The following is a 21798-nucleotide window of genomic DNA, read 5'->3' as shown; positions in this document are numbered from 1 at the left end:
GCGCATCATGCTCCTGCGAAGGCAGGAGGACCTCATCCTATGCCGCCATCGAGCCTTACGCCCAGTCCACCCGTTTCCATCCCCGTTCCGCCGCCAGCTTCGCCAGCGGCTTGTGCGGATTGGACGCGAAGGGAATATCCGCGAACTCCAGCATGGGCGCGTCGGACACATGGTCGGAATAGGCGCGGATATGCGCCTGCGTGCGGTCGATCGCCTCGGCCGCCATCCACGCCTTGATCATGCGCAGCTTGCCGGTGTCGTAGCAGTTCTCGCCCGCGATCCTGGCGCGGACATAGCGCAGATCCTGCGAGAGATGATCGGTCGCGATCACTGCATCGAAGCCCAGCCGCCGGGCAATCGGCTCGACATAAAGGCGGTAGGAGGCGGTGGCGAGAACCAGCCGGTAGCCGTCCGCCCTGTCCTTCGCGATCTGCGCCAACGCGCCCGCACGGACATTATGGGCCACCACCTTCGCCGCATAGCTTTCCACATGCGGCATCAGCCGGGCACGCTCGACATTATGGCCGATCATCAGCGCCTGGTTCATTTCCTTCAGCCGCTGCCGGCTGATCAGCTTCAGCACATAGGCCAGCATCAGCAGGACGACGCCGGGAAACAGCGCCAGACGCCACGGCGCCATGCGTTTCGCGACATGAACCAGAAAGCCGGTATAGGTGCCGCTGAAGGTGACCGTGCGGTCCATATCGTAGATTGCGAGCCTGTGCGTCATGCCATGTCCGAAACTTTTTGCGGTGCCCCTTCGTTTGATCGTGCGGATGGGCCGTTTCGGCTTGCCGTGCAACCGATAATGGACCACACCACCGCCTTGATGAACAAAGCCGCTGATCTTGCTCAGGAAGTCCGCGACGGCGAGACGGTCATTCGGCTTTCGGGCAATATGTCCATCGCTTGCCTCAACCATCTGCCCGACCGGCTGGACGCGATAGAGGGTCCGGTCGACACCATCGACCTGTCGGGCGTGGAACATATGGACACGATCGGCGCGTGGGTGCTGCACCGCACGATCAAGCGCTGGAACTGCAAGATCACGGGCGACAAATGCGATGCGGAACGGCTGATCGCGGCGGTCGGCCGCGTCGATGAACCGGTCAACATCCGCCCCGACTATGTGCCGCCCTGGCAGCGCGTCGTCGGCCAGATCGGGGAAGCGGTGGTCAATGCGGGCAGCACCATGCTGGGCCTGCTCGGCTTTTTCGGCGGAACGCTGGTGGCGACGTGGAACGTCATCCGTCATCCCAGCCGGTTCCGCATCAATGCGGTGGTCCAGCGGTTCGAGGTGGTGGGCGTCTCGGCGCTCGGCATCATCGGCCTGATGAGCTTCCTGATCGGCATCGTCATCGCCCAGCAGGGTTCGGTGCAGCTCCGCCAGTTCGGCATGGAGATGCTGACGATCAACCTGGTCGGGCGCCTGACCTTCCGTGAACTCGGCGTGCTGATGACGGCGATCATGGTCGCGGGCCGGTCCGGTTCCGCCTTCGCCGCGCAACTGGGGACGATGAAGCTGACCGAGGAGGTCGACGCCATGCGCACCATCGGCGTGTCGCCCATGGAGGCGCTGGTGCTGCCGCGCACGCTGGCCGTCGTCGTGATGATGCCGCTGCTCGGCTTTTATTCCTCCATCGTCGCGATCGTCGGCGGCGGGTTCCTTTGCGCCGTATCGCTCGACATTCCGCCGATCACCTTCGTCCAGCGGCTGCGGGAGGTGGTGCCGATCCACGACCTGTGGGTGGGGCTGATCAAGGCCCCGGTCTTCGGCGTCATCATCGCGCTCGCCGGCTGTTTCCAGGGCATGCAGGTCAAGGCCAATGCCGAGGAAGTGGGCCTGCGCACGACATCGGCGGTGGTGCAGGCGATCTTCCTCGTCATCGTGCTCGACGCCTTTTTCGCCGTCTTCTTCACCTGGGTGGGCTGGAACTGATGACGCCCGAAGAAGCGATGAGCGCGGAGGAAGAGCGGGTCGAAAAGGCGCTGGAGCGCGATGATGTCGCCATATCGGTCCGCAACCTGCGCAACAGCTTCGGCGACCAGGTCGTGCATGAGGGGTTGAACCTCGACGTGCGCAAGGGCGAGATATTGGGCGTGGTCGGCGGGTCGGGGACGGGCAAGTCGGTGCTGATGCGCTCCATCATCGGCCTCCAGACGCCCGATGAGGGCGAGGTCCACGTCTTCGGGGAATCGATGATCGGCCGGCTGGACGATGAGGCGCTGGCGATCCGCAAGCGCTGGGGCGTGCTGTTCCAGGGCGGCGCGCTGTTCTCCACGCTGACGGTCGCGGAGAATGTCGAGGTGCCGATCCGCGAATATTATCCGAACATCGGCCCCAAGCTGCGCGACGAGATTGCCGCCTACAAGATCCGCATGACCGGCCTGCCCGCCGAGGCGGGTCCCAAATATCCCGCCGAACTGTCAGGCGGGATGAAGAAGCGCGCGGGGTTGGCGCGGGCGCTGGCGCTTGATCCCGACCTGCTGTTCCTCGATGAACCCACGGCCGGGCTTGATCCCATCGGCGCGGCCGCCTTCGACGACCAGACGCGCAAATTGCAGCAGACGCTGGGCCTCACCGTCTTCCTCATCACCCATGATCTCGACACGCTCTATTCGATCTGCGACCGGGTGGCGGTGCTGGCGGACAGAAAGGTGACGGCGGTCGGCACCATCGATGAGCTGCTGGCGACCGATCATCCGTGGATTCAGGAATATTTCAACGGCCCGCGCGGGCGCGCCGCGACGGCGGCGGTCGCTCGCGAAAAGGACAAGAGGCGATAGGATATGGAAACCCGCTCCAACCATGTGCTGGTGGGCACGGTCACGCTGCTGCTGCTGGCGGCGATCATGATCGCGGCTTTCTGGTTCTCGCGCCTCTCCCAGGGCGACAATATGGAATATGACATCTTCTTCAAACAGTCGGTCAACGGCCTCGCCAAGGGATCGAGCGTCAACTATTCCGGCGTCCCGTCCGGTCAGGTCGAGAAGATCGAGCTGTGGAAGCGCGATCCCAGCTTCGTGAAGGTGCGCATTTCGGTGAAGGAAGGGACGCCGATCCTGCAAGGGACCACCGCGACCATTGCCGGGGTGGGCTTTACCGGCGTGTCGGAAATCGTGCTGGACGGCGCGGTCAAGGGCGCGCCACCGATCACGTGCCCGGCGGAAAACCCCCTCGCCTCCTGCCCCGATGGCGTACCGGTGATCCCGACCAAGCCGGGGGCGCTGGGCGAGCTGCTCAACAACGCCCCGCAGTTGCTGGAGCGGCTGTCGACGCTGACCGAGCGGCTGACGGAGTTGCTGAACGACAAGAATCAGCAGTCCATCGCCGGCATATTGGCCAATGTGGAGCGGATTTCCGGCTCGCTGGCCGACCGCAGCCCCGAAATCGCGGCAACGCTGGCCGAGGCGCGCATCGCCGTGCAGCGCACTGGCATCGCCGCCGAACAGATCGGCAAGCTGGCCGCGTCCACCGACGCCATGGTCAATGATGAGGGCCGTCCGCTGCTGGCCGACCTGCGCAAGAGCATCCAGTCGGCCACGCGCAGCATCGACACGCTCGACAAGACCATTGCGGAGGCGCAGCCGGGCGTCCACGCCTTCAGCAACCAGACCATGCCGGAGGTGAACCAGTTGGTCCGCGACCTGCGCGAAATGTCGCGCTCCTTCCGCGGCGTGGCGGAAAAACTGGATCAGCAGGGTGCGGGATCGATCGTCGGATCGCCCAAATTGCCTGATTACAAGCGATAAGAGGGACATGATGATGTTTCACAGGAAACTTGGCCTGATGCCCGTGGCCCTCGGCGCATCGATGCTGGCCGGCTGCGTGTCCTTCGGCGGCAAGCCGCCCGAACGGCTGCTGTCGCTCAACGCCGCGCAGAAGGTCGCCCCGGGCACGCTGCGCAGCGCATCGGCGGGCGCATCCATCACGGTAGCCGATCCCGAAGCGCCCAAGATGCTGGATACGGTGCGGGTGCCGGTGATCACCTCCCCCACGTCGGTCGCCTATGTGACGAAGGTGCAATGGGCGGACACGCCGCGCCACCTGTTCCAGAAGCTGCTGGGCGAAACCATCGCCGCCACCAGCAACCGCATCGTGCTCGACCCCGGTCAATATTCCGCCGACGCCGGGCAGCGGCTGATGGGCGAGCTGGTCGATTTCGGCGTGGATGAGGCGAGCAACAGCGCGATCGTGACCTATGACGCGATGCTCACCGGGCCGGGCGGCACGGCCATCGCCAAGCAGCGCTTCACCGCCAGCGCGCCGATCGGGGGCAAGATCGACGCCAGCAGCGTGGGCGCTCCGCTCAATGCCGCCGCGAACAAGGTGGCGGCGGATGTGGCCGCCTGGCTGGCGACTTCGGGAAGGTAGGGCGCCGTTCCTGGCCGTCATCCCAGCTTTCGCTGGGGTGGCGCGCAGGGTGGAAGGACGTCTTTACTCCAAACTCTTGCTTACCTGCTCCGTCACATCCTTCGACAGTCCCGGCTCAAGCAGGATGCGCTGCAATTCCGCCCGCATCAGCGCAGCGCGTGGTTCATCGAACCGTTTCCAGCGGCCGAGCGGCGGCACCAGCCGGGCGGCGGTCTGGGGGTTCAGCTTGTCGAGCGCGATGATGCAGTCCGCCACCAGACGATAGCCCTTACCCGACGGGTGATGGAACGCCCATTGATTGCCTGCGAAGGCGCCATAGAGCGCGCGCACCCGGTTGGGATTGGTCAGGGTGAAATCCTTGTGCCTGCCCAGTTCCTCGACCAGATCGACCGTATCGGGATGGAAGGCGAAGGCCTGGGTCTGGAACCATTTGTCCAGCGTCAGCGCATCGTCACGATAGCGGTTGTAGAAGATGTCGAGCGCCGCTTCCCGTTCCGCGCTGGTGCCGTTCGCCAATGTCGCGAGCGCTGCCTGCCGCTCGGTCATATTGTCGGCCTCGCTGAACTGGCCGAAGGCGACGGTCGGACCATCGACCGCGCCGGAAGCTGCAAGATAGAGCAGCGCCGTGTTGCGCAGCTTCCTGGCGCCCTTGGCGACTGACGACAGGGCGAAGGCATTGGCCCTGGTCCGGGCGTGAATATCGCGCCAGAGCGGCTCCAGTTCGGCGCCGATGCGCCGTTGCAGCGCATCCCGGGCCGCGTGGATCGCGTCGGGATCGACCACCGCCATCTGATCGCCCAGATAGGCTTCGCTCGGCAGGCGGATCGCCTCCGCGACGAAGGCGGGATCTAGCAGCGGATCGGTGGCGGCGTTGCGGATCGCGGCGATCACCGCATCCTCATCGACCGCCTGCCCGCCGATCCGGCCGACCAGCACATTGACCATGAGTTGCTGCATCGCCTCATAACGGGCGAAGGGATCGTCGTCATGGGCCGAGAGGAAGGCAAGATCGGCCTGGCTGCGATTGGTTTCGACAATGACCGGGGCGGAAAAGCCGCGATTGATCGAAAGGATGGGCGCGGCCGTCCAGCCCTGGAAGGTGAAGCTCTGCCGCGCTTCGGTCAGCATCAGAAGTTCATCGCCCCTGTTCTCACCCGTTTCCGGATCGAACAGAGCCGTGCGCAACGGGATGGCCATGGGCCGTTTTTCGGGCTGGCCCGGCGTCGGCGGGACCGTCTGCTCCAGCAGCAATGTCACGCTGCGCGCAACCGGGTCGTGGGTCAGCAGGGCGCGGACATGAGGCGTGCCGGCCTGCTCGTACCAGAGGCGGAACTGGCCGAGGTCGATCTCTCCCCCCTCCTCCATCGCCCGCACGAAATCCTCGCAGGTCGCTGCCTCGCCATCATGTCGGTCGAAATAGAGGTCCGTTCCGGCACGGAAGCGCTCCGGACCCAGCATCAGCGCCATCATGCGGATCAGCTCCGCGCCTTTATTGTAGATGGTCGCGGTGTAGAAGTTGCTGATTTCCATATAGGATTCCGGACGAACCGGATGGGCGAGCGGTCCGCTGTCCTCCTGGAACTGCGCCGCGCGAAGGATGCGGACGTCCTCGATCCGCTTGACCGCGTGCGATCCCATGTCGGCGGAGAAATTCTGGTCGCGGAAGACGGTGAAGCCTTCCTTCAGGCTGAGTTGGAACCAGTCGCGGCAGGTGACGCGGTTGCCCGACCAGTTGTGGAAATATTCGTGCGCCACCACCCCCTCGACGCCGTCATAGTCGATGTCGGTCGCGGTTTCCGGATCGGCCAATATGTAGCGTGAATTGAAGATGTTGAGGCCCTTGTTCTCCATCGCCCCGAAGTTGAAATCGGCAACGGCGACGATGTTGAACACGTCCAGATCATATTCACGGCCATAGACGCGCTCGTCCCAGGCCATGCTGTTCCTGAGCGCCTGCATCGCATGGGCGGTGCGAGGCAGATCCGCTTCCCTGACCCATATGCCCAGTTGCACCTCCCGCCCGCTCATCGTGACGAAGCGGTCGGCATTGCAGGCAAGGTCGCCGGCGACCAGCGCGAACAGATAGCAGGGCTTGGGAAAGGGATCGTTCCAGCGCGCCCAGTGGCGGCCGCCGGGCAACTCTCCCTGCTCGACGGGATCGCCATTGGCGAGCAGCACCGGGTAGAGCGCCTTGTCCGCCGCCATGCGCACCGAATAGCGCGACAGCACATCGGGCCGGTCGGGGAAGAAGGTGATGCGCCGGAAACCCTCCGCCTCGCATTGCGTACAGAGGAGGCCGCCGCTGGCATAAAGCCCCATCAGTTTGCTGTTGTCCTGAGGCGCGATCTCCACGAGCGTTTCAACTATATGAACGGCGTCGGGAAGCGCGATGACCAGCGCGCCGCTGTCCATCGACCATAGGTCCGCGGCGAGGGGGTTGCCATCGACCCTGATCTCCAGCGGCAGGAGGCCGTCGCCATCCAGTTTCAGCGGCCGGTCATGATCGCCATTTCGCGTGACCGACAAGGTTGCATGGACGCGCGTTGCAGCGGCGTCGAGATCGAAATCCAGCGCGATGTCGGGAACAAGCCAGTCCGGCGGCCGATAGTCCTCGCGACGGACGACATGGGGCACGGTGAGGGAGGAGGAATTGTCTGCCATGCGTGCAGGCTAGGCAGTTGAGGGGGAAAAGACCAGTGGCCGCCGCGCCTAAATGCGTTGGCCACCAGTCCTTTGGCGAAGCTTCAGATACGCTCGCCCGAGAGGCGCTGGCACAGCATGTCCAGTTGGTCGAGCGTCGAATAATGCAGCGAAAGCGTGCCGTTGCCGCCTTGCATATAGTCGATGTCGACCTTCACCCCCAATATGTCGGCAAGATGCTGCTCCAGAGCCGCGATGTCGGGATCGTTTTCCTTCGGGACAGCCGCCCGTCTGCGGCCGGGCGCGTCATCGCCCTTCTTCGCGCGGCGCACCAGTTGTTCCGTATCGCGAACCGACAGGCCCCTGGCTTCCACGGTGCGGGCCAGATTTTCGCAGTCCGGCGCGCCGATCAGCGCACGGGCATGGCCCATGCTGAGCTTTTGTTCGATCACCTGCTGCTGAACGGGCGCGGGCAGATCGAGAAGGCGCATCAAGTTCGCGACATGGCTGCGCGACTTGCCGACCAGACGGCCCAGCGCTTCCTGGCTGTGCTGGAACTCCGCGATCAACTTGCGATAGGCTTCCGCTTCTTCGATCGGGTTGAGGTCTTCGCGCTGGATATTTTCGATAAGGGCGATTTCCAGCGTTTCCGCCTCATCGAAATCGCGCACGATGGCAGGGATGCGGTGAAGCTGGGCGCGCTGGGCCGCGCGCCAGCGACGCTCGCCCGCGACGATCTGGAAACCGCCGCCATGGGGCCGAACGATGATCGGCTGGATGACGCCCCGCTTGCCGATGCTGTCCGCCAGTTCCTGCAACGCGCCCTCATCGAAATGGCGGCGCGGCTGTTCCGGATGGGGCTGGATCAGCGCGACTTCGATGCTCTGGATCGCCTTGGTGGACGGCGGCGTGGCCGCTGTCGGCGCGACGGGTTCTTCCCGCGCCACGTCTCCCAACAGTGCCGACAGCCCCCGGCCAAGGCCGTGGGGGCGCTTCACCGACTTCATGGCATTTTCGTTATTCAAGCAGCAACCTCCTGCCGGGGCAGGCGCGCGATCAACTCACGCGCCAGACGCATATAGGCTTCCGATCCCGAGCAGCGGAAATCGTAGATCAGGGCCGGCACGCCGTGGCTGGGCGCTTCCGACAGGCGGACATTGCGCGGGATGACCGTGGAAAAGACAAGATCGCCCAGACAGGCCCGCACATCGTCCGCAACCTGATCCGTCAGGCGATTGCGGCGGTCGTACATGGTGAGCGCCACGCCCATGATCGACAGGCCGGGATTGAAGCGGCCACGAATCCGTTCCACTGTCTGGAGCAGTTGCGAGAGCCCTTCCAACGCAAAAAATTCACATTGCAGCGGCACGAGCAGCGACTGCGCCGCGACCATGGCGTTTATCGTCAGCAGGCCAAGCGAGGGCGGGCAGTCGATAAGGCAGATGTCCCAACGGCCGGGCTGGGCTTCGGCGAGGACCCTTTCCAGCCGATGGGTCCGTTCCTCATATTCGATCAGTTCGATCTCCGCGCCCGACAGATCCTGTGTCGCGGGAACGATGTCGAGCTTGGGAACCCGCGTGCCGAGAACCGCATCCTCAAGCGCGCAATTGCCGAGAAGCAGGTCGTAGCTCGACTGGACGCGATCCGATTGGTTGACGCCGAGTCCGGTGGACGCATTGCCCTGAGGATCGAGATCGACCAGCAGCACGCGAAGACCAGTGGCCGCCAGACCTGTGGCCAGATTGATGGCGGTCGTGGTTTTTCCGACGCCGCCCTTCTGATTGGCAATGGCAATACGGATCATCCTCGGGCTTTCCTCCTGACGGATCGGACCGCCTCCGCGACGATGATGGCGCTGTCGGCATCGGTCACGCTGCGTTCCACGTGGAACGCACCTTGCCATGATCGAGTCGCCGCCTCCAGTTCATTCTGCGCATTTCGTCCTTTTGGAAGCACCCAAATGGTTTTTTCATCGGCCAGATGATGCGCGGATTCGAGTAGCCGGGGCAGAGGCGCATAGGCGCGGGCGCTGATGATGGCTGCCGCCGAAGCGGGAACGGTCTCTACCCGACCGCCAAAGACCTGGGCATGGGAGAGGCCCAGCTCTGCGATGACGTCGTTCAGAAAGTCGATCCGCTTGCGCCGGGACTCCACCAGTTGGATGGGGCGTTCATGGAGGATCGCGATGACTATGGCCGGCAAGCCGGCACCCGAGCCCAGGTCGACCCACCTGCCCTGCCCGGCCTTCGCGGCCAAAGGCAGGAGCTGCGCGGAATCGACAATGTGCCGTGCCCATATATGGGCGCGGGTCGATTCAGCGATCAGGTTCTGCTGCTCCATCTCCCTCAGAAGGATCGCAACATAGCTCTCCAGCCGCTCCCATGTTCCACGTGAAACATCGAAACGGGACTGCAACCATTGCCGTGCTTCTTCTTCCGTCACGCGGCGCGCCGCCTGATGTGAACAAGAAGGGCCGCCAGTGCCGCGGGCGTTATGCCGCGAATGCGCCCCGCCGCCGCAAGCGTATCCGGCCGCGCCCGATCCAGCCGCTCGATCATTTCCGTCGAGAGCCCGCCGATAGAAGCGAAGTCGAAATCGGCCGGAATGGCGACACGTTCATTGCGGCGCATCTCCGCGATCTCCGCCTCCTGCCTCTCCAGATAGGGCGCATAATGCGCATCTTCCAGAATCTCGTCGCGCAGGTCGGCGGATGTTCGGGCCAATGCCGGCGCGAGTGCGAAGAGCAGATCCTGCCCCACCTCCGGAAATCGCGCCCATTCGAACAGGGTGCGGCGCGCGCCATCCTGCCGGACGGATGCGCCCGATCTGGCCATTTCGGTGGCCGAGAAGGAACGGCCCAATTCTTCCTCCACGAGCGAGCGCTGATGGGCGCGTTCCGCATAATAGGCGGTCCGCTCTTTGCCGAGCACCCCATGATAGATGCCGAGCGGGGCCAATCGGGTGCCCGCATTATCGGCGCGCAGCCGCAACCGATATTCGGCGCGGGCAGTGAGCATGCGATAGGGCTCGGTCACGCCCTGCAGGACCAGATCGTCGATCATCACGCCGATATAGCTGCTGGCCCGATCCAGAATGAGCGGTTCCTCCGCCTTGGCCCTGGCGGCGGCATTGATTCCGGCGATCAGGCCTTGAGCCGCCGCCTCTTCATATCCGGTGGTGCCGTTGATCTGCCCCGCGCAGAAAAGACCGGGGATCGCGCGCACTTCCAACGTCGCATCCAAGGCGCGGGGATCGATATGGTCATATTCCACGGCATAGCCGGGCACGACGATTTCGGCCTTTTCCAGACCCGCCATCGACCGCACCATCGACAGTTGCACATCGGCGGGAAGCGAAGTGCTAATCCCGTTGGGATAGACCAGATGGTCGTCCAACCCCTCCGGCTCCAGGAATATCTGATGCCCGTCGCGATCGCCGAAGCGGATCACCTTGTCCTCGATCGATGGGCAGTAACGCGGCCCCCTGCCCTCGATCGCGCCGCTGAACAAAGGCGAGCGGCCTAGCCCTTCCCGGATGATCGCATGCGTGCATTCATTGGTGCGCGTAATGGCGCAGCTCAATTGCGGTAGCGGTCGCCCCGGCGACATGGCGGACATGGTCCATGCCGACCCATCGGAAGGCTGCGCCTCAAGCCGCGCCCAATCGATGGTGCGGCCATCGATTCTGGGAGGGGTTCCGGTCTTGAGCCTTCCAACCGGCAGGTCCAGCGCGCGAAGCTGAACCCCCAAAGCCATCGCCGCCCGCTCTCCGGTACGGCCGCCCGCCTGCGTCTCTTCCCCCCGGAAGAGCTTGCCACCCAGAAATGTTCCCGTCGCGAGCACCACGGCGGGCGCCTTGAGCATCCGTCCGTCGGCCAGGGACAATCCGGCGATGGTTCCGCCCGTCAGGATCAATCCGATGGCTTCTCCCTCCACGATCTCCAGTCCAGGCTGGCGGTCGAGGAGGCGGTGAATCTCGGCACGATAGCGTTTGCGATCCGCCTGGATGCGCGGACCCTGAACCGCTGCGCCCTTGCTGCTGTTGAGCATGCGGTAGTGAATGGCAGCGGCGTCGGCAGCACGGGCTATCAAGCCGTCCAGTGCGTCGACCTCCCGTACCAGATGGCCTTTGCCCAGACCGCCTATGGCCGGATTGCAGGACATGGCGCCCACCGTCGCTCTGTCGAAGGTCAATAGCGCAACCGAGGCCCCTTTGCGCGCCGCTGCGCCCGCCGCTTCGCAGCCTGCATGGCCGCCGCCGACCACGATCACATCATAGCTTGTTCGCATGCGCGCCCCCTTAACAGAAGTCGGGCGCCCCGGTCAAAACTGTTCCACGTGGAACATGGCTATTTACCGATGCAGAATCCGGCAAACAGGCGGTCGAGCATGTCCTCCGTACCGGCTCGTCCGGTCAACAGGTCTATGGCCTGACGGGCCTGTCGCAACTCCTCCGCTACGATCAGCAGATCGTCCGATGCCTGCGCGGCGCTCAGATGCCCGTGCAATTGCGCCCCGGCTTCCCGCTGCCGCCGGTGCAGGGCATAATCGCCCTCACCCGGCAGGAGAGCGGCGGCGCGTTCGAGCAGAATGGATGTCAGGCGATCCATCCCCTCGCCTGTGACGGCCGAAAGCCGAATACCGGGGCGGTCCGTAGCCATGTTCCGGTCGCATTGCGCGGCAACCAATAGGGCGTCCGCGCGAGGAGCCTCCTCCGCCGGACCCAACCAGAGGATGATGTCCGCCGCGTCCAGCGCGCCCCGCGCCCTGTCCATGCCGATGGCTTCAATGGCATCGTCCGTCTCGGCGCGCAGGCCGGCGGTGTCCGTGAAAAGAAAGGCGGTGCCATGCAGCGCGGCCGGTACTTCTATCCGGTCGCGGGTCGTCCCGGCTATGTCCGACACAATCGCCGCCTCCCGCCCGACAAGCCGGTTGAGCAGCGTCGACTTCCCCGCATTGGGCGGGCCTGCCAGAACCACGCGAACGCCGTCGCGCAACCGCTCGGCCGATGGCGCGGCGAGCATGGCTTCGACTTCCCCTGCCAGTCCATGGACGCCCTGGTCGATCCGCGCCTCCATTCCCTGATCGGGCACATCATCCTCATCGGAGAAATCCAGCGCCGCTTCCGTCATGGCGGAAAGATCGAGCAATGTTCGGCGCCATCCCTCCACCCGCCGTGAAAAATGGCCTTCCGCCATCAACAAAGCCGCGCGCCGCTGCTGCTGTGTCTCGGCAGCGAGCAGATCGGACAGCCCCTCCACCGCGTTCAGATCCATGCGGCCATTGGCGAAGGCGCGGCGTGTGAACTCTCCCGCTTCGGCCCGGCGCAATCCTTCGAGCGTGCCCAGCGCCTGCTCGACCGCGGCGATGACCGCCCGCCCGCCATGGCAATGCAGTTCGGCCAGGTCCTCGCCGGTCGCCGTATCCGGTCCGGGAAACCACAGGATCAGGGCCCGATCCAATAAGGCGCCGTCGCGGGGGTCGTGCAGCGACGCCAGCCGGGCCCGCCGGGGTGGTGGCAATTGCCCGGCCAGCGCAAGAAGCGCCCGGCCTGCCGCCGGTCCGCTGATCCGGATGACAGCAATGCCGGCAGGGGGCGCGCCGCTCGACAGGGCAAAGATGGTGTCCGTCACGGCGCGCCGTCCCTGGCAGGATCAGCCCGGATTCTTGTCGCCATTCTTGCCCGGCATTCCGGCCAGGCCGATGTCCATCATCTGCTTGAACAGGCGCATTCCGGCATCGCCCAAGGGCGAGAAGCTCTTGAACAGGGTCTCCATCTGCTCGACATTGGCGACGCCGTCGAAGCTGTCGAGCATCGTCTTCACATATTTGTCGTGAATGGGGGTGACATCCGGCAGCCCCAGGAAAGCCCGGGCCTCCGCAGGAGTGCAGTCGACGTCCACGCTTACCTTCATATCCTGCTACCCTTTGCTGCAGCCACCCTTTACAACGCCTCATGCCGCAACAAGGGCGCGCAAGGCAAATTTTTTGACGGCAAGCATGGTTGCACTCCGCCCCGCAACCGCCATTATGCCGGCCATCGACAATGTCAGGAAAAAGGAAAGGATTTCCCATGGCAGCATTCACATCCATCCCCACGCTGGAGGGCGATGCCCGGTTCGATGTCTATGTTGCCCGGCCGCAGGGAACGCCCAAGGCCGCGATCGTGGTGATCCAGGAAATCTTTGGCGTGAACGAGGGGATTCGGCGCAAATGCGATGGCTGGGCGGCGGCCGGCTATCTGGCCCTTTCTCCCGATCTTTTCTGGCGCGAGAAGCCGCATGTCGAGCTGGATGCCGACATAGCGGAGGATTTTCAGGCGGCCATCGGCCATATGCAGAAATTCAACCAGGATCAGGGCATTCGCGACATAGAGGCGACGATCAAGGCCGCGCGGGAGGAACTGGGGCAAGGCGGCAAGGTCGGGCTGGTCGGATATTGCCTGGGCGGGCGGCTGGTGTTCATGTCGGCTTGCCGGACCGATGGCGATGCGTTCGTGGCCTATTATGGCGTCGGCATCGACGGCCTGCTGAAGGAACAGCACGCCATCGGCAAGCCGGTGCTGCTGCATGTTCCCACCGCCGACGGCTTCGTTCCGCCCGAGGTGCAGCAGAAGATGCATGACGGGCTGAAGGACAATCGTCATGTCACCCTGCATGATTATGAGGGGCTGGATCACGGCTTTGCCGCCGAGATGGGCGCGCGCCGCAACGAGGCGGCGGCGCAGCTTGCCGATGGCCGGACCGCGGATTTCTTCGCGGCCCATCTCTGACCGGGAGGCAAAGGCATGACGCAGGCATGGCGGATGGTGGCACGCACGCATGGCGGGCCGGAGGTGATCGCGCGGGAAGAGTTCGACCCCGGCCTGCCCGGTGAAGGCGAATTGCTGATCGCGCAGGATGCCGTCGGGTTGAATTTCATCGACACCTATTTTCGCAGCGGCCTTTATCCCGCGCCGTTGCCCACGCCGATCGGCGCGGAAGGTGCGGGCCATGTCGCCGCCGTCGGTCCGGGCGTCACCGGCTTTGCCGTGGGCGACAAGGTGGGCTGTGCGGTCGGACTGGGCGCCTATGCCACGCATCGGATGGTGCGCGCCGACCAGACGGTGAGGATTCCGGATGCCGTCACCACGCAGGATGCGGCGGCGATGATGCTGAAGGGCATGACCGCCTGCTATCTGGCGGAGGACATCGTCACCCTGGATGCGGGGCAGTTCGCGCTGGTCCATGCCGCCGCCGGCGGTGTCGGTTCCGTGCTGGTGCCGTGGCTGCGCGACAAGGGCGTGCTGGTGATCGCCCATTGCGGATCGGCGGAAAAGGCGGCGAAGGTGGATGCCGAACATAGCCTTTATGGGAGCTTCGACAGCCTGGCATTCGCCGTGCGGGAGATCACCGGCGGGCGTGGAGTGGATGTCGTCTATGACGGCGTGGGCAAGGATAGCTGGAGCGCGTCGCTGGCGTCGCTCAAGCGGCGCGGCCTGATGGTGAGCTACGGCAATGCGTCCGGCGCGGTGCCGCCGATCAGCCTGCTCGAACTCAGCCGGGGTGGGTCGCTTTATGTCACCCGCCCGACCCTGTTCGACTATATCGCTACTCCCGAAGAGTTGGCGCGGACGGCCGAAAGGCTGTTCGACCGCATGGCGCGGGGCGTGGTAAGGACCGTCGTCGGCCAGCGCTTTGCCCTGGCGGATGCCGCCGACGCGCACCGCGCGCTGGAGGCGCGGCAAACCACGGGAAGCACGCTCCTGATCCCCTGACTGCCGCAGGCAGGGCTGGAAGCGGTTTGCGTCGGTATCGGTCGGATGACAGTGCACGTCACATCATTGGAAACGCATTGTTTTTCAAGGCGGGCGGCATATTCCGCTCGACCGGGGCCCACCGGAATGGCAAGGCGCGGTCGATGAACGCCTTTGCGCCCCTGCTCGCGCCGCTCTGGTTCGCCCAGCTTTTCACCGGCGCCAAATCCTTTGTCGACAATCCGCTGATCGGTTCGACGCGGCTCAATTCGCTGGGGCTGCACGCGGCGCGCGTGCAGGCGGCGCAGGCCATGACGGCCCGGCGCCGCAAACGATTGGCCAATGCCGTCGATCCGGAGCATCGGACGACTTTCGACCGGGACGGTGTCGTTGAAATCCGGGATTTCCTGTCGACAGAAACCTTCCGCGCCCTCCAGGAACAACTCTTTTCCTACCGCGGACCGGCGCGGGAAATGGTTCAGGGCGACACGATCACGCGGCGGCTGGCGCTGGACCCCGCCGCCCGGCGCGCCATTCCGGCCTTCGAAGCCTTCCGCCGGGATGGCCGCTGGCAGGCGCTGTCGCGCTATGTCTCCGGCTTCGACATAGAGCCGCTGCTCTACGTCCAGTCCATCCTGCCGCAGCGGCGCGACGCCGCGCCTGATCCGCAGCTCGCTTTCCATGCCGATACCTTCTATCCGGCGATGAAGGCATGGCTGTTCCTGGAGGACGTGCCGGTCGAAACCGGTCCCTTCGCCTATGTGAAGGGGTCGCACCGGTTGACGCCGCAGCGGCTGGCCTGGGAAAAGCAGCGCAGCCTGAGCGCGCGCGATGGCGATTGCCGTCTTTCCGCCCGAGGATCGCTGCGCATCGATGTCAGCGAACTGGCGGCCTTGGGCCTGCCGCAGCCCAGCATCTATGCAGTGCCCGCCAACACCCTGCTGATCGCCGACACATTCGGCTTTCATGCGCGCAGCCCGGCCAGCACCCCCGCGACGCGGGTCGAGATTTGGGCCTATGGCCGTCGCAACCCGTTCCGGCCGGCCAGGGGATGGGATGTCTGGAGCCTGCCCGGCATTGCCGAGCGCCGGATTCCGCTGCGCTGGTGGCTGGGCGATAAGGCCGCCGGCCTGATCAGGCAGCCATGGCGGCCGGTGGGCATCAAGGGCGCGGCGGACGGTTGATCGGTGCGCTGAAGGGCGCATGGAGCCCTTCTGCCATAACCCGCCGTGTTCCTGCGCAGGCAGGAACCCAGTTCAAACGGCGGGACTGGGTTCCTGCCTGCGCAGGAACACAGATGCCCAATCTCTCTAGACGAAGAGCGTCAATATGCCGACCTGATGGTCGACGATGCCGTCGTAGATCATCTTGATCGCGACATAGATGATGACCGCCAGGCCCAGATAGGCGATCCAGCGGAAGCGCTCGATATATTTGGCGATGATGTTCGCGGCGATGCCCATCAGCGCCACGGACAGAATCAGCCCGATGATCAGGATGCCGGGATGATCGCGCGCCGCGCCCGCCACCGCCAGCACATTGTCGAGGCTCATCGAAACGTCAGCGACCGCCACCGCCCAGGCCGCGCCCGCGAAGCTCTTGGCCGGACGCAGGCCGGATATGTCGTCGTCGCCGGTGTCGGGCGTGTCCCCGCCCCGCTTCGGGTGGAGTTCGCGCCACATCTTGAACGCCACCCACAGCAGCAGCAATCCGCCCGCCAGGATCAGCCCGACGATCTGCATCAGCTGCGTCACCACCAGCGCGAAGCCGATGCGCAGCACCAGCGCGGCGATGATGCCGATCAGGATCACCTTCTTGCGCTGTTCCGCAGGCAGGCCCGCCGCCAAGGCGCCGACGACGATCGCATTGTCCCCCGCCAGCAGAACGTCGATCATCAACACCTGGCCGAAGGCAGCCAGCGCGGCGGGCGAGCCGATATTGCTGAAATCATTGACGATATGCGCCCAGATGTCGGCGGGTGAGCCGATCCCCTGAGCCGCAGCGGCGGCGGTTGCGAGTAGGTCGATCATGACGGCCTGCTATCCCCTGAAAATATGGCCCAAAACAAAGGGGCCGCCAGACCGGAGTCCGACGGCCCGAAAAATCGCGGCGGCGCGATGGAATGGATGCGCGCCTCCGGCAGAAGCACAACCCATGCCGCGGCTTACTGGTTCATCGAATCGAAGAAATCCTCGTTGGTCTTGGAATCCTTCATCTTGTCGAGCAGGAATTCCATCGCGTCGACCGTGCCCATCTGCATCAGGATACGGCGCAGCACCCACATCTTGGAAAGCTTGGCCTTGTCGACCAGCAGTTCTTCCTTGCGGGTGCCGGACTTGCCGACGTCCAGCGCCGGGAAGATGCGCTTGTCCGCCACCTTGCGGTCCAGCACGATTTCCGAGTTGCCGGTGCCCTTGAACTCTTCGAAGATGACTTCGTCCATGCGGCTGCCGGTGTCGATCAGCGCGGTGGCGATGATCGAGAGCGAACCGCCTTCCTCGATATTGCGCGCCGCGCCGAAGAAGCGCTTCGGCCGCTGCAATGCATTGGCGTCGACGCCGCCGGTCAGCACCTTGCCCGAGGACGGCACCACCGTGTTGTAGGCGCGGCCGAGGCGGGTGATCGAGTCGAGCAGGATCACCACGTCCTTCTTGTGTTCCACGAGGCGCTTGGCCTTTTCGATCACCATTTCAGCGACCTGGACGTGGCGTTGCGCCGGTTCGTCGAAGGTCGAGGAAACCACCTCCCCCTTCACGCTGCGCTGCATGTCGGTGACTTCTTCCGGACGCTCGTCGATCAGCAGGACGATCAGGAAGACTTCGGGGTGATTGTCGGTGATCGCCTTGGCGATATTCTGGAGCAGCACCGTCTTGCCGGTGCGGGGCGGCGCGACGATCAGGGCGCGCTGGCCCTTGCCCTGCGGCGAGACGATGTCGATGACGCGGGCCGACTTGTCCTTGACGGTCGGGTCGGTCGCGTCGAGCGTCAGCTTCTGCGTCGGGTAGAGCGGCGTCAGATTGTCGAAATTGACGCGATGGCGGACGACTTCGGGATCGTCGAAATTGACCGAGATGAGCTTGGTCAGCGCGAAATAACGCTCGCCATCCTTGGGCGCGCGGATTTCGCCTTCCACCGTGTCGCCGGTGCGCAGGCCGAATTTGCGGACCTGGTTGGGCGAGACATAGATGTCGTCGGGACCGGCGAGGAAGTTCGCTTCGGGCGAGCGCAGGAAGCCGAAGCCGTCGGGCAGCACCTCTATCGTGCCCTCGCCCATGATCTGCTCGCCATTGTCGGCCTCGACCTTGAGGATCGCGAACATCAGGTCCTGCTTGCGCAGGGTCGATGCGCCTTCGACGCCCAGTTCCTCCGCCATGGTCACGAGTTCGGCGGGCGCTTTTTTCTTGAGATCCTTAAGGTGCATTCGCGTGAAGTCCGATGGAATGAGAGACGAGGAAGGAGAAATGGGGAAGGTCTGCCCGGCAATGACTCGGGGAAACCCGCGCCGGACGGGCGGGATAGAATGTCTGGCGTTTAGCGATCTGCCATAGGCCAAGTCAAGGTGGCTGAGCCGTTCAGTTGAACGGAAATTGCCGATATGCGCCCTGCCGCGAATGAAATGGGATGGGCGGAACCGGGGCGCTCATGCTATACAGGAATAAAATTAGGAGGAACGGGAGATGGGACGCTGGCGCGCCGCTCTGGGCATCGCGATCGCGATCGCCAGCCCTCCCCTTGCGGCGCAGGATCGCCCGGCGCTGGACCCCGAAGAGCCGCCGGCGGTGATCCGCACCATTGCCAGCGACGACGCCCGCATCACCATCCCCATCCAGATCGACGGCAGGGGGCCGTGGAATTTCGTGGTCGACACCGGATCGCAGCGCACCGTCATTTCCCGCGCCCTGGCCGAACGGCTTGCGCTGCCGCTGCGGGATCGGGTGACGGTGATCAGCATGACCGGCCGAGCGGAGGTGGACACGGTGGCCGTCCCGCGCCTGGGCTTCGGCAAGACCGTGGTGGACGACATAGAGGCGCCGGTGCTGGAAGGCGAGCATATCGGCGCGCCGGGACTGTTGGGATTGGACGGCCTGCACGCCAAGCGGCTGCTGCTGAATTTCCGCACGGGCCAGATGGAGATCAGCAACAGCAAGCGGAGCTGGCGCGACCCCAATGTCATCGTCGTCGAGGCGCGGCGGCGCCAGGGGCAGCTGATCCTGCTCGATTCCGACGTGAACGGGATGCAGGTCAGCATCATCCTGGACACCGGCACTTCGGTCAGCGTCGGCAATATGGCGCTGATGAACAAGCTGGTGCGCAAGAAGAAAGCGCCCGCGATGAAGCTGGTGACGCTGACCAGCGTGACGGGAGAGACGCTGTCGGGCCAGGCGGGCCTGATCGACCGGGTGCGCATGGGGCAGGTCACGCTGAACGAGATGCCGGTGATGTTCGCGGATGCCCAGCCCTTCGCGGAACTGGAGCTTCAGGACAAGCCCGCGCTGCTGCTCGGCATCGACGCGCTCAAGCTGTTCGACCGGGTGGCGATCGACTTCGGGCGGGGGAAGGTCGACTTCCTGCTGCCGGATACGGGGCTGCTCGACCGGAAACGCTTCGCGACGGCGCGGAGAGCGGCGGGTTAGGCATGGTTTAAGCGGAAAACCGGTGGCCCCCTTCGACAGGCTCAGGGCAGCCTTTTCCGCACCATGCCCTAGAGCCAATCGACATTCAGCCCTGACGGCCTGCAAATGACGCTTTTCCGTGCTTCCGGTGCTCACCTACTTTGAGTAGGCTGCGCGCCGGGTCACGGAAAACCACCATTTTCGGCTCGTCATCATCTGAATGTCGATTGGCTCTAATGTGGCGCCGGCTGCTGCCGATTGCGGCCCAGCACATTGTCGATCCATTGCTGGTCCAGACGCGGCGGCTGCGGCCGGTCGGCGGGATTGGGCGCCGCCTGCCCGCTATCGTCCGGCTGTTCCTCATCCTCCGGCGGCTGCTGCGCCCGTTCTATGGGAAGGCCGTTTTCATCGACCATCATGCCGCTGTCCGTGCCGCCGTCGGGCTGACCATAATAGGCCTCCTCATCCGGTTCGAGCTGCCATTCGGGCAGCGTCACCTGCGTTTCGAACTGTTCGACCGGGCGTTTCGCGACGGCGACCTTCATATAGTCGGCAAAGGCATGGGCCGGCGCCCGGCCGCCCTGGAGGACGCCCACGGCGCGGGCGTCGTCGCGGCCCATCCAGACGCCGGTGGTGATGCCGCTGGAAAAGCCCAGGAACCAGCCGTCCTTGTTGCTGCTGGTGGTGCCGGTCTTGCCGGCGACGGGGCGGCCGATCTGCGCGGCCCTGCCGGTGCCGGTGCTGACGGCGGTCTGCATCAGGTCGGTCATCCCCGCCGCGACCCAGGGGGCGACCAGCACCCGGCTGGTGTCGTCCTGATGTTCGTAGAGCAGGCGGCCTTCGGCGGTCGTCACCCGGGTGATGCCATAGGGAGTCACGGCCACGCCCTTGCGCGCGATGGAGGCGAAGGCGCGCGTCATGTCGATCAGGCGCACATCGGACGTGCCCAGCACCATCGAGGGATGGGTGTTGATCGGCGTGGTGATGCCGAAGCGGCGCGCCATGTCCGCCACGGTGGGGAAGCCGACCTCCACGCCCAGCTTCGCCGCCACGGTGTTGACCGAATAGGCGAAGGCGGTGCGGATATCGATGTCGCCGGAAAAGCGGCCATTGCTGTTGCGCGGCTTCCACCCGTTGATGTCGACCGGACTGTCGGTGACGCCGGTGTCGGGCGTATAGCCCGCCTCCAGCGCCGCCATGTAGACGAAGATCTTCCAGGCCGAACCCGGCTGCCGCGTCGCAGTCGTCGCGCGATTATAGTTGGAGCTCACATAGTCCAGCCCGCCGACCATCGCCCGCACCGCGCCGTCGCGGTCGAGCGAAACCAGCGCGCCCTGCGTGCCGCTGGGCACATTGGCCTGGATCGCCGCGGTGGCCGCCTTCTGCATGTTGAGGTCGATGGTGGTGTAGACCTCCAGCGGCTCATTGGGCTCATCGATCAGCGTGTCGAGCTGCGGCAGCGCCCAGTCGGTGAAGTAGCGGACGCTGTTCTGCGGCGGTTCGGGCGCCATCCTTACATTCTGGAGACCGGCCGAAGCGCGTTCCGCCGCGCTGATCTTGCCATTTTCCTCCATCAGTTCCAGCACCACGCCCGCGCGGCCGATGGCGGCATCGGCGTCGGCGGTCGGGGAATAGCTGGAGGGCGCCTTCACCAGGCCGGCGACGATCGCCGCTTCGGGCAGATCCAGGCTGGTGGCCGGGTGGCCGAAGAATTTGCGGCTGGCCGCGTCGATGCCATAGGCGCCGCCGCCGAAATAGACCTTGTTGAGATAAAGCTCCAGGATCTGCCGCTTGGAGAATTTGCGCTCCAGCGCGAGGGCCAGCACCATTTCGCGCACCTTGCGGCCCCAGCTGTAGCTGTTGTTGAGGAAGATGTTGCGCGTCACCTGCTGGGTGATGGTGGACGCGCCCTGCCAGCGGCGGCCGCTGCCGCGCCGCTCCAGCGCCACCCAGGCGGCGCGCGCCATGCCGATGGGATCGACGCCGGGGTGCAGATAGTAACGCTTGTCCTCGGTCGAAACCATCGCATCGACCATCACGGTCGGAATCTGGTCGTAGCTCAGCCAGCGGCCGAAGCTGGGGCCCAGCGATACGATGACGCTGCCGTCGGCGGCATGGACGCGGATCATCTGGCCGTTGGGCGAGGACTTCAGCGATTCATAGTCGGGCAGAGACTGATAGGCGATCACCACCGCCACGACGATCGCGACAAGCGCGCTGAGGCCGCCGACGAGGCCGATCTTCAGGCCCCGCACCAGCCATGTCTTCAATTTGCCCCGCGGTTCGCTGCTCTTGCCTGATCGTGCCATGGTTCGCCCGGATATGCGCTAAACGAAAAGGCGGCCAGTGGAAAAGCCGTGCAGGCCGCGCAAAAAAGCCGGAATTTCTCCGTCATGCGCGATTTCGCCTCTGCCGAAATCGCCCGTCATCCTCAAG

The 21798-nt window shown here is 64.7% G+C and carries 19 protein-coding genes; 8 read left to right on the top strand and 11 right to left on the bottom strand.

Annotation, left to right across the window (positions count from 1 at the left end; all coding sequences use genetic code 11):
- Positions 1-55: 55 nt before the first annotated feature.
- Positions 56-730: an HAD family hydrolase gene (locus tag TZ53_RS04775; protein ID WP_025550761.1), complete on the bottom strand. Its 675-nt coding sequence runs from the start codon at positions 728-730 to the stop codon at positions 56-58.
- 99 nt (positions 731-829) lie between these two features.
- On the opposite strand from TZ53_RS04775, the gene TZ53_RS04770 reads away from it, so the two are divergent.
- Genes TZ53_RS04770 through TZ53_RS04755 form a run of 4 tightly spaced genes read left to right on the top strand, consistent with a single transcriptional unit; the run spans position 830 to position 4375 of the window.
- On the top strand, positions 830-1939 hold the full coding sequence (locus TZ53_RS04770) for an ABC transporter permease (protein WP_044662860.1): 1110 nt from the start codon (positions 830-832) through the stop codon (positions 1937-1939).
- Positions 1939-2787, top strand: coding sequence for an ABC transporter ATP-binding protein (locus TZ53_RS04765; protein ID WP_044660607.1), 849 nt, complete (start codon positions 1939-1941; stop codon positions 2785-2787). The genes TZ53_RS04770 and TZ53_RS04765 overlap by 1 nt, the downstream gene beginning before the upstream one ends.
- A gap of 3 nt (positions 2788-2790) precedes the next feature.
- Positions 2791-3753, top strand: a complete 963-nt coding sequence (locus tag TZ53_RS04760) for an MlaD family protein (protein ID WP_044660606.1) — start codon at positions 2791-2793, stop codon at positions 3751-3753.
- Between the two features lie 7 nt (positions 3754-3760).
- The gene (locus TZ53_RS04755; protein ID WP_083198959.1) at positions 3761-4375 is read left to right on the top strand and encodes an ABC-type transport auxiliary lipoprotein family protein; all 615 of its coding nucleotides are present in this window, start codon (positions 3761-3763) and stop codon (positions 4373-4375) included.
- Between the two features lie 63 nt (positions 4376-4438).
- Here TZ53_RS04755 and pepN read toward each other — a convergent pair whose 3' ends face one another.
- The 7 genes from pepN to TZ53_RS04720 all read right to left on the bottom strand — a co-directional run bounded on the left by pepN (position 4439) and on the right by TZ53_RS04720 (position 12929).
- Positions 4439-7036 (bottom strand): aminopeptidase N, encoded by a 2598-nt coding sequence (gene pepN / locus TZ53_RS04750; protein ID WP_044660604.1) that lies wholly within the window; start codon positions 7034-7036, stop codon positions 4439-4441.
- Between the two features lie 83 nt (positions 7037-7119).
- On the bottom strand, positions 7120-8022 hold the full coding sequence (locus tag TZ53_RS04745) for a ParB/RepB/Spo0J family partition protein (RefSeq protein ID WP_170825582.1): 903 nt from the start codon (positions 8020-8022) through the stop codon (positions 7120-7122).
- 14 nt (positions 8023-8036) lie between these two features.
- Entirely contained in the window at positions 8037-8819 is a 783-nt protein-coding gene (locus TZ53_RS04740; RefSeq protein WP_025551164.1) for a ParA family protein, read from the bottom strand.
- Complete coding sequence (gene rsmG, locus TZ53_RS04735) at positions 8816-9457, bottom strand: 16S rRNA (guanine(527)-N(7))-methyltransferase RsmG (protein ID WP_044660602.1); 642 nt, start codon at positions 9455-9457, stop codon at positions 8816-8818. The genes TZ53_RS04740 and rsmG overlap by 4 nt, the downstream gene beginning before the upstream one ends.
- Positions 9454-11304 carry a tRNA uridine-5-carboxymethylaminomethyl(34) synthesis enzyme MnmG gene (gene mnmG / locus TZ53_RS04730; RefSeq protein ID WP_044660601.1) on the bottom strand — a complete coding sequence of 617 codons (1851 nt, stop codon included), beginning with the start codon at positions 11302-11304 and terminating at the stop codon, positions 9454-9456. The genes rsmG and mnmG overlap by 4 nt, the downstream gene beginning before the upstream one ends.
- A gap of 59 nt (positions 11305-11363) precedes the next feature.
- Positions 11364-12647 carry a tRNA uridine-5-carboxymethylaminomethyl(34) synthesis GTPase MnmE gene (gene mnmE, locus TZ53_RS04725; protein ID WP_044660600.1) on the bottom strand — a complete coding sequence of 428 codons (1284 nt, stop codon included), beginning with the start codon at positions 12645-12647 and terminating at the stop codon, positions 11364-11366.
- 21 nt (positions 12648-12668) lie between these two features.
- Positions 12669-12929: a DUF6489 family protein gene (locus TZ53_RS04720; protein ID WP_025551156.1), complete on the bottom strand. Its 261-nt coding sequence runs from the start codon at positions 12927-12929 to the stop codon at positions 12669-12671.
- A 158-nt stretch (positions 12930-13087) separates the two neighbouring features.
- On the opposite strand from TZ53_RS04720, the gene TZ53_RS04715 reads away from it, so the two are divergent.
- The 3 genes from TZ53_RS04715 (at position 13088) to TZ53_RS04705 (ending at position 15933) form a co-directional block, all read left to right on the top strand.
- Complete coding sequence (locus tag TZ53_RS04715; RefSeq protein ID WP_044660599.1) at positions 13088-13786, top strand: dienelactone hydrolase family protein; 699 nt, start codon at positions 13088-13090, stop codon at positions 13784-13786.
- 15 nt (positions 13787-13801) lie between these two features.
- Entirely contained in the window at positions 13802-14770 is a 969-nt protein-coding gene (locus TZ53_RS04710) for a quinone oxidoreductase family protein (protein WP_197565235.1), read from the top strand.
- A gap of 143 nt (positions 14771-14913) precedes the next feature.
- Complete coding sequence (locus tag TZ53_RS04705) at positions 14914-15933, top strand: phytanoyl-CoA dioxygenase family protein (RefSeq protein ID WP_170825581.1); 1020 nt, start codon at positions 14914-14916, stop codon at positions 15931-15933.
- Positions 15934-16059: 126 nt separating this feature from the next.
- On the opposite strand, the gene TZ53_RS04700 is transcribed toward TZ53_RS04705, so the two are convergent.
- Together TZ53_RS04700 and rho are read right to left on the bottom strand one after the other, a co-directional pair.
- Positions 16060-16779, bottom strand: a complete 720-nt coding sequence (locus TZ53_RS04700; protein ID WP_025551148.1) for a YjbE family putative metal transport protein — start codon at positions 16777-16779, stop codon at positions 16060-16062.
- A gap of 134 nt (positions 16780-16913) precedes the next feature.
- Positions 16914-18170, bottom strand: coding sequence for a transcription termination factor Rho (gene rho / locus TZ53_RS04695; protein ID WP_007689303.1), 1257 nt, complete (start codon positions 18168-18170; stop codon positions 16914-16916).
- Positions 18171-18426: 256 nt separating this feature from the next.
- Between rho and TZ53_RS04690 the strand changes: the two genes are divergently transcribed.
- The gene (locus tag TZ53_RS04690) at positions 18427-19383 is read left to right on the top strand and encodes an aspartyl protease family protein (protein ID WP_025551146.1); all 957 of its coding nucleotides are present in this window, start codon (positions 18427-18429) and stop codon (positions 19381-19383) included.
- 212 nt (positions 19384-19595) lie between these two features.
- Here TZ53_RS04690 and TZ53_RS04685 read toward each other — a convergent pair whose 3' ends face one another.
- On the bottom strand, positions 19596-21671 hold the full coding sequence (locus TZ53_RS04685) for a transglycosylase domain-containing protein (RefSeq protein WP_044660597.1): 2076 nt from the start codon (positions 21669-21671) through the stop codon (positions 19596-19598).
- Positions 21672-21798: the final 127 nt, after the last annotated feature.

It is taken from the genome of Sphingobium sp. YBL2, assembly GCF_000943805.1.
GTDB lineage: Bacteria > Pseudomonadota > Alphaproteobacteria > Sphingomonadales > Sphingomonadaceae > Sphingobium > Sphingobium fuliginis.
The sequence above is the reverse complement of the archived record's forward strand: the minus strand, read 5'-3'. Positions and strand labels throughout refer to the sequence as shown.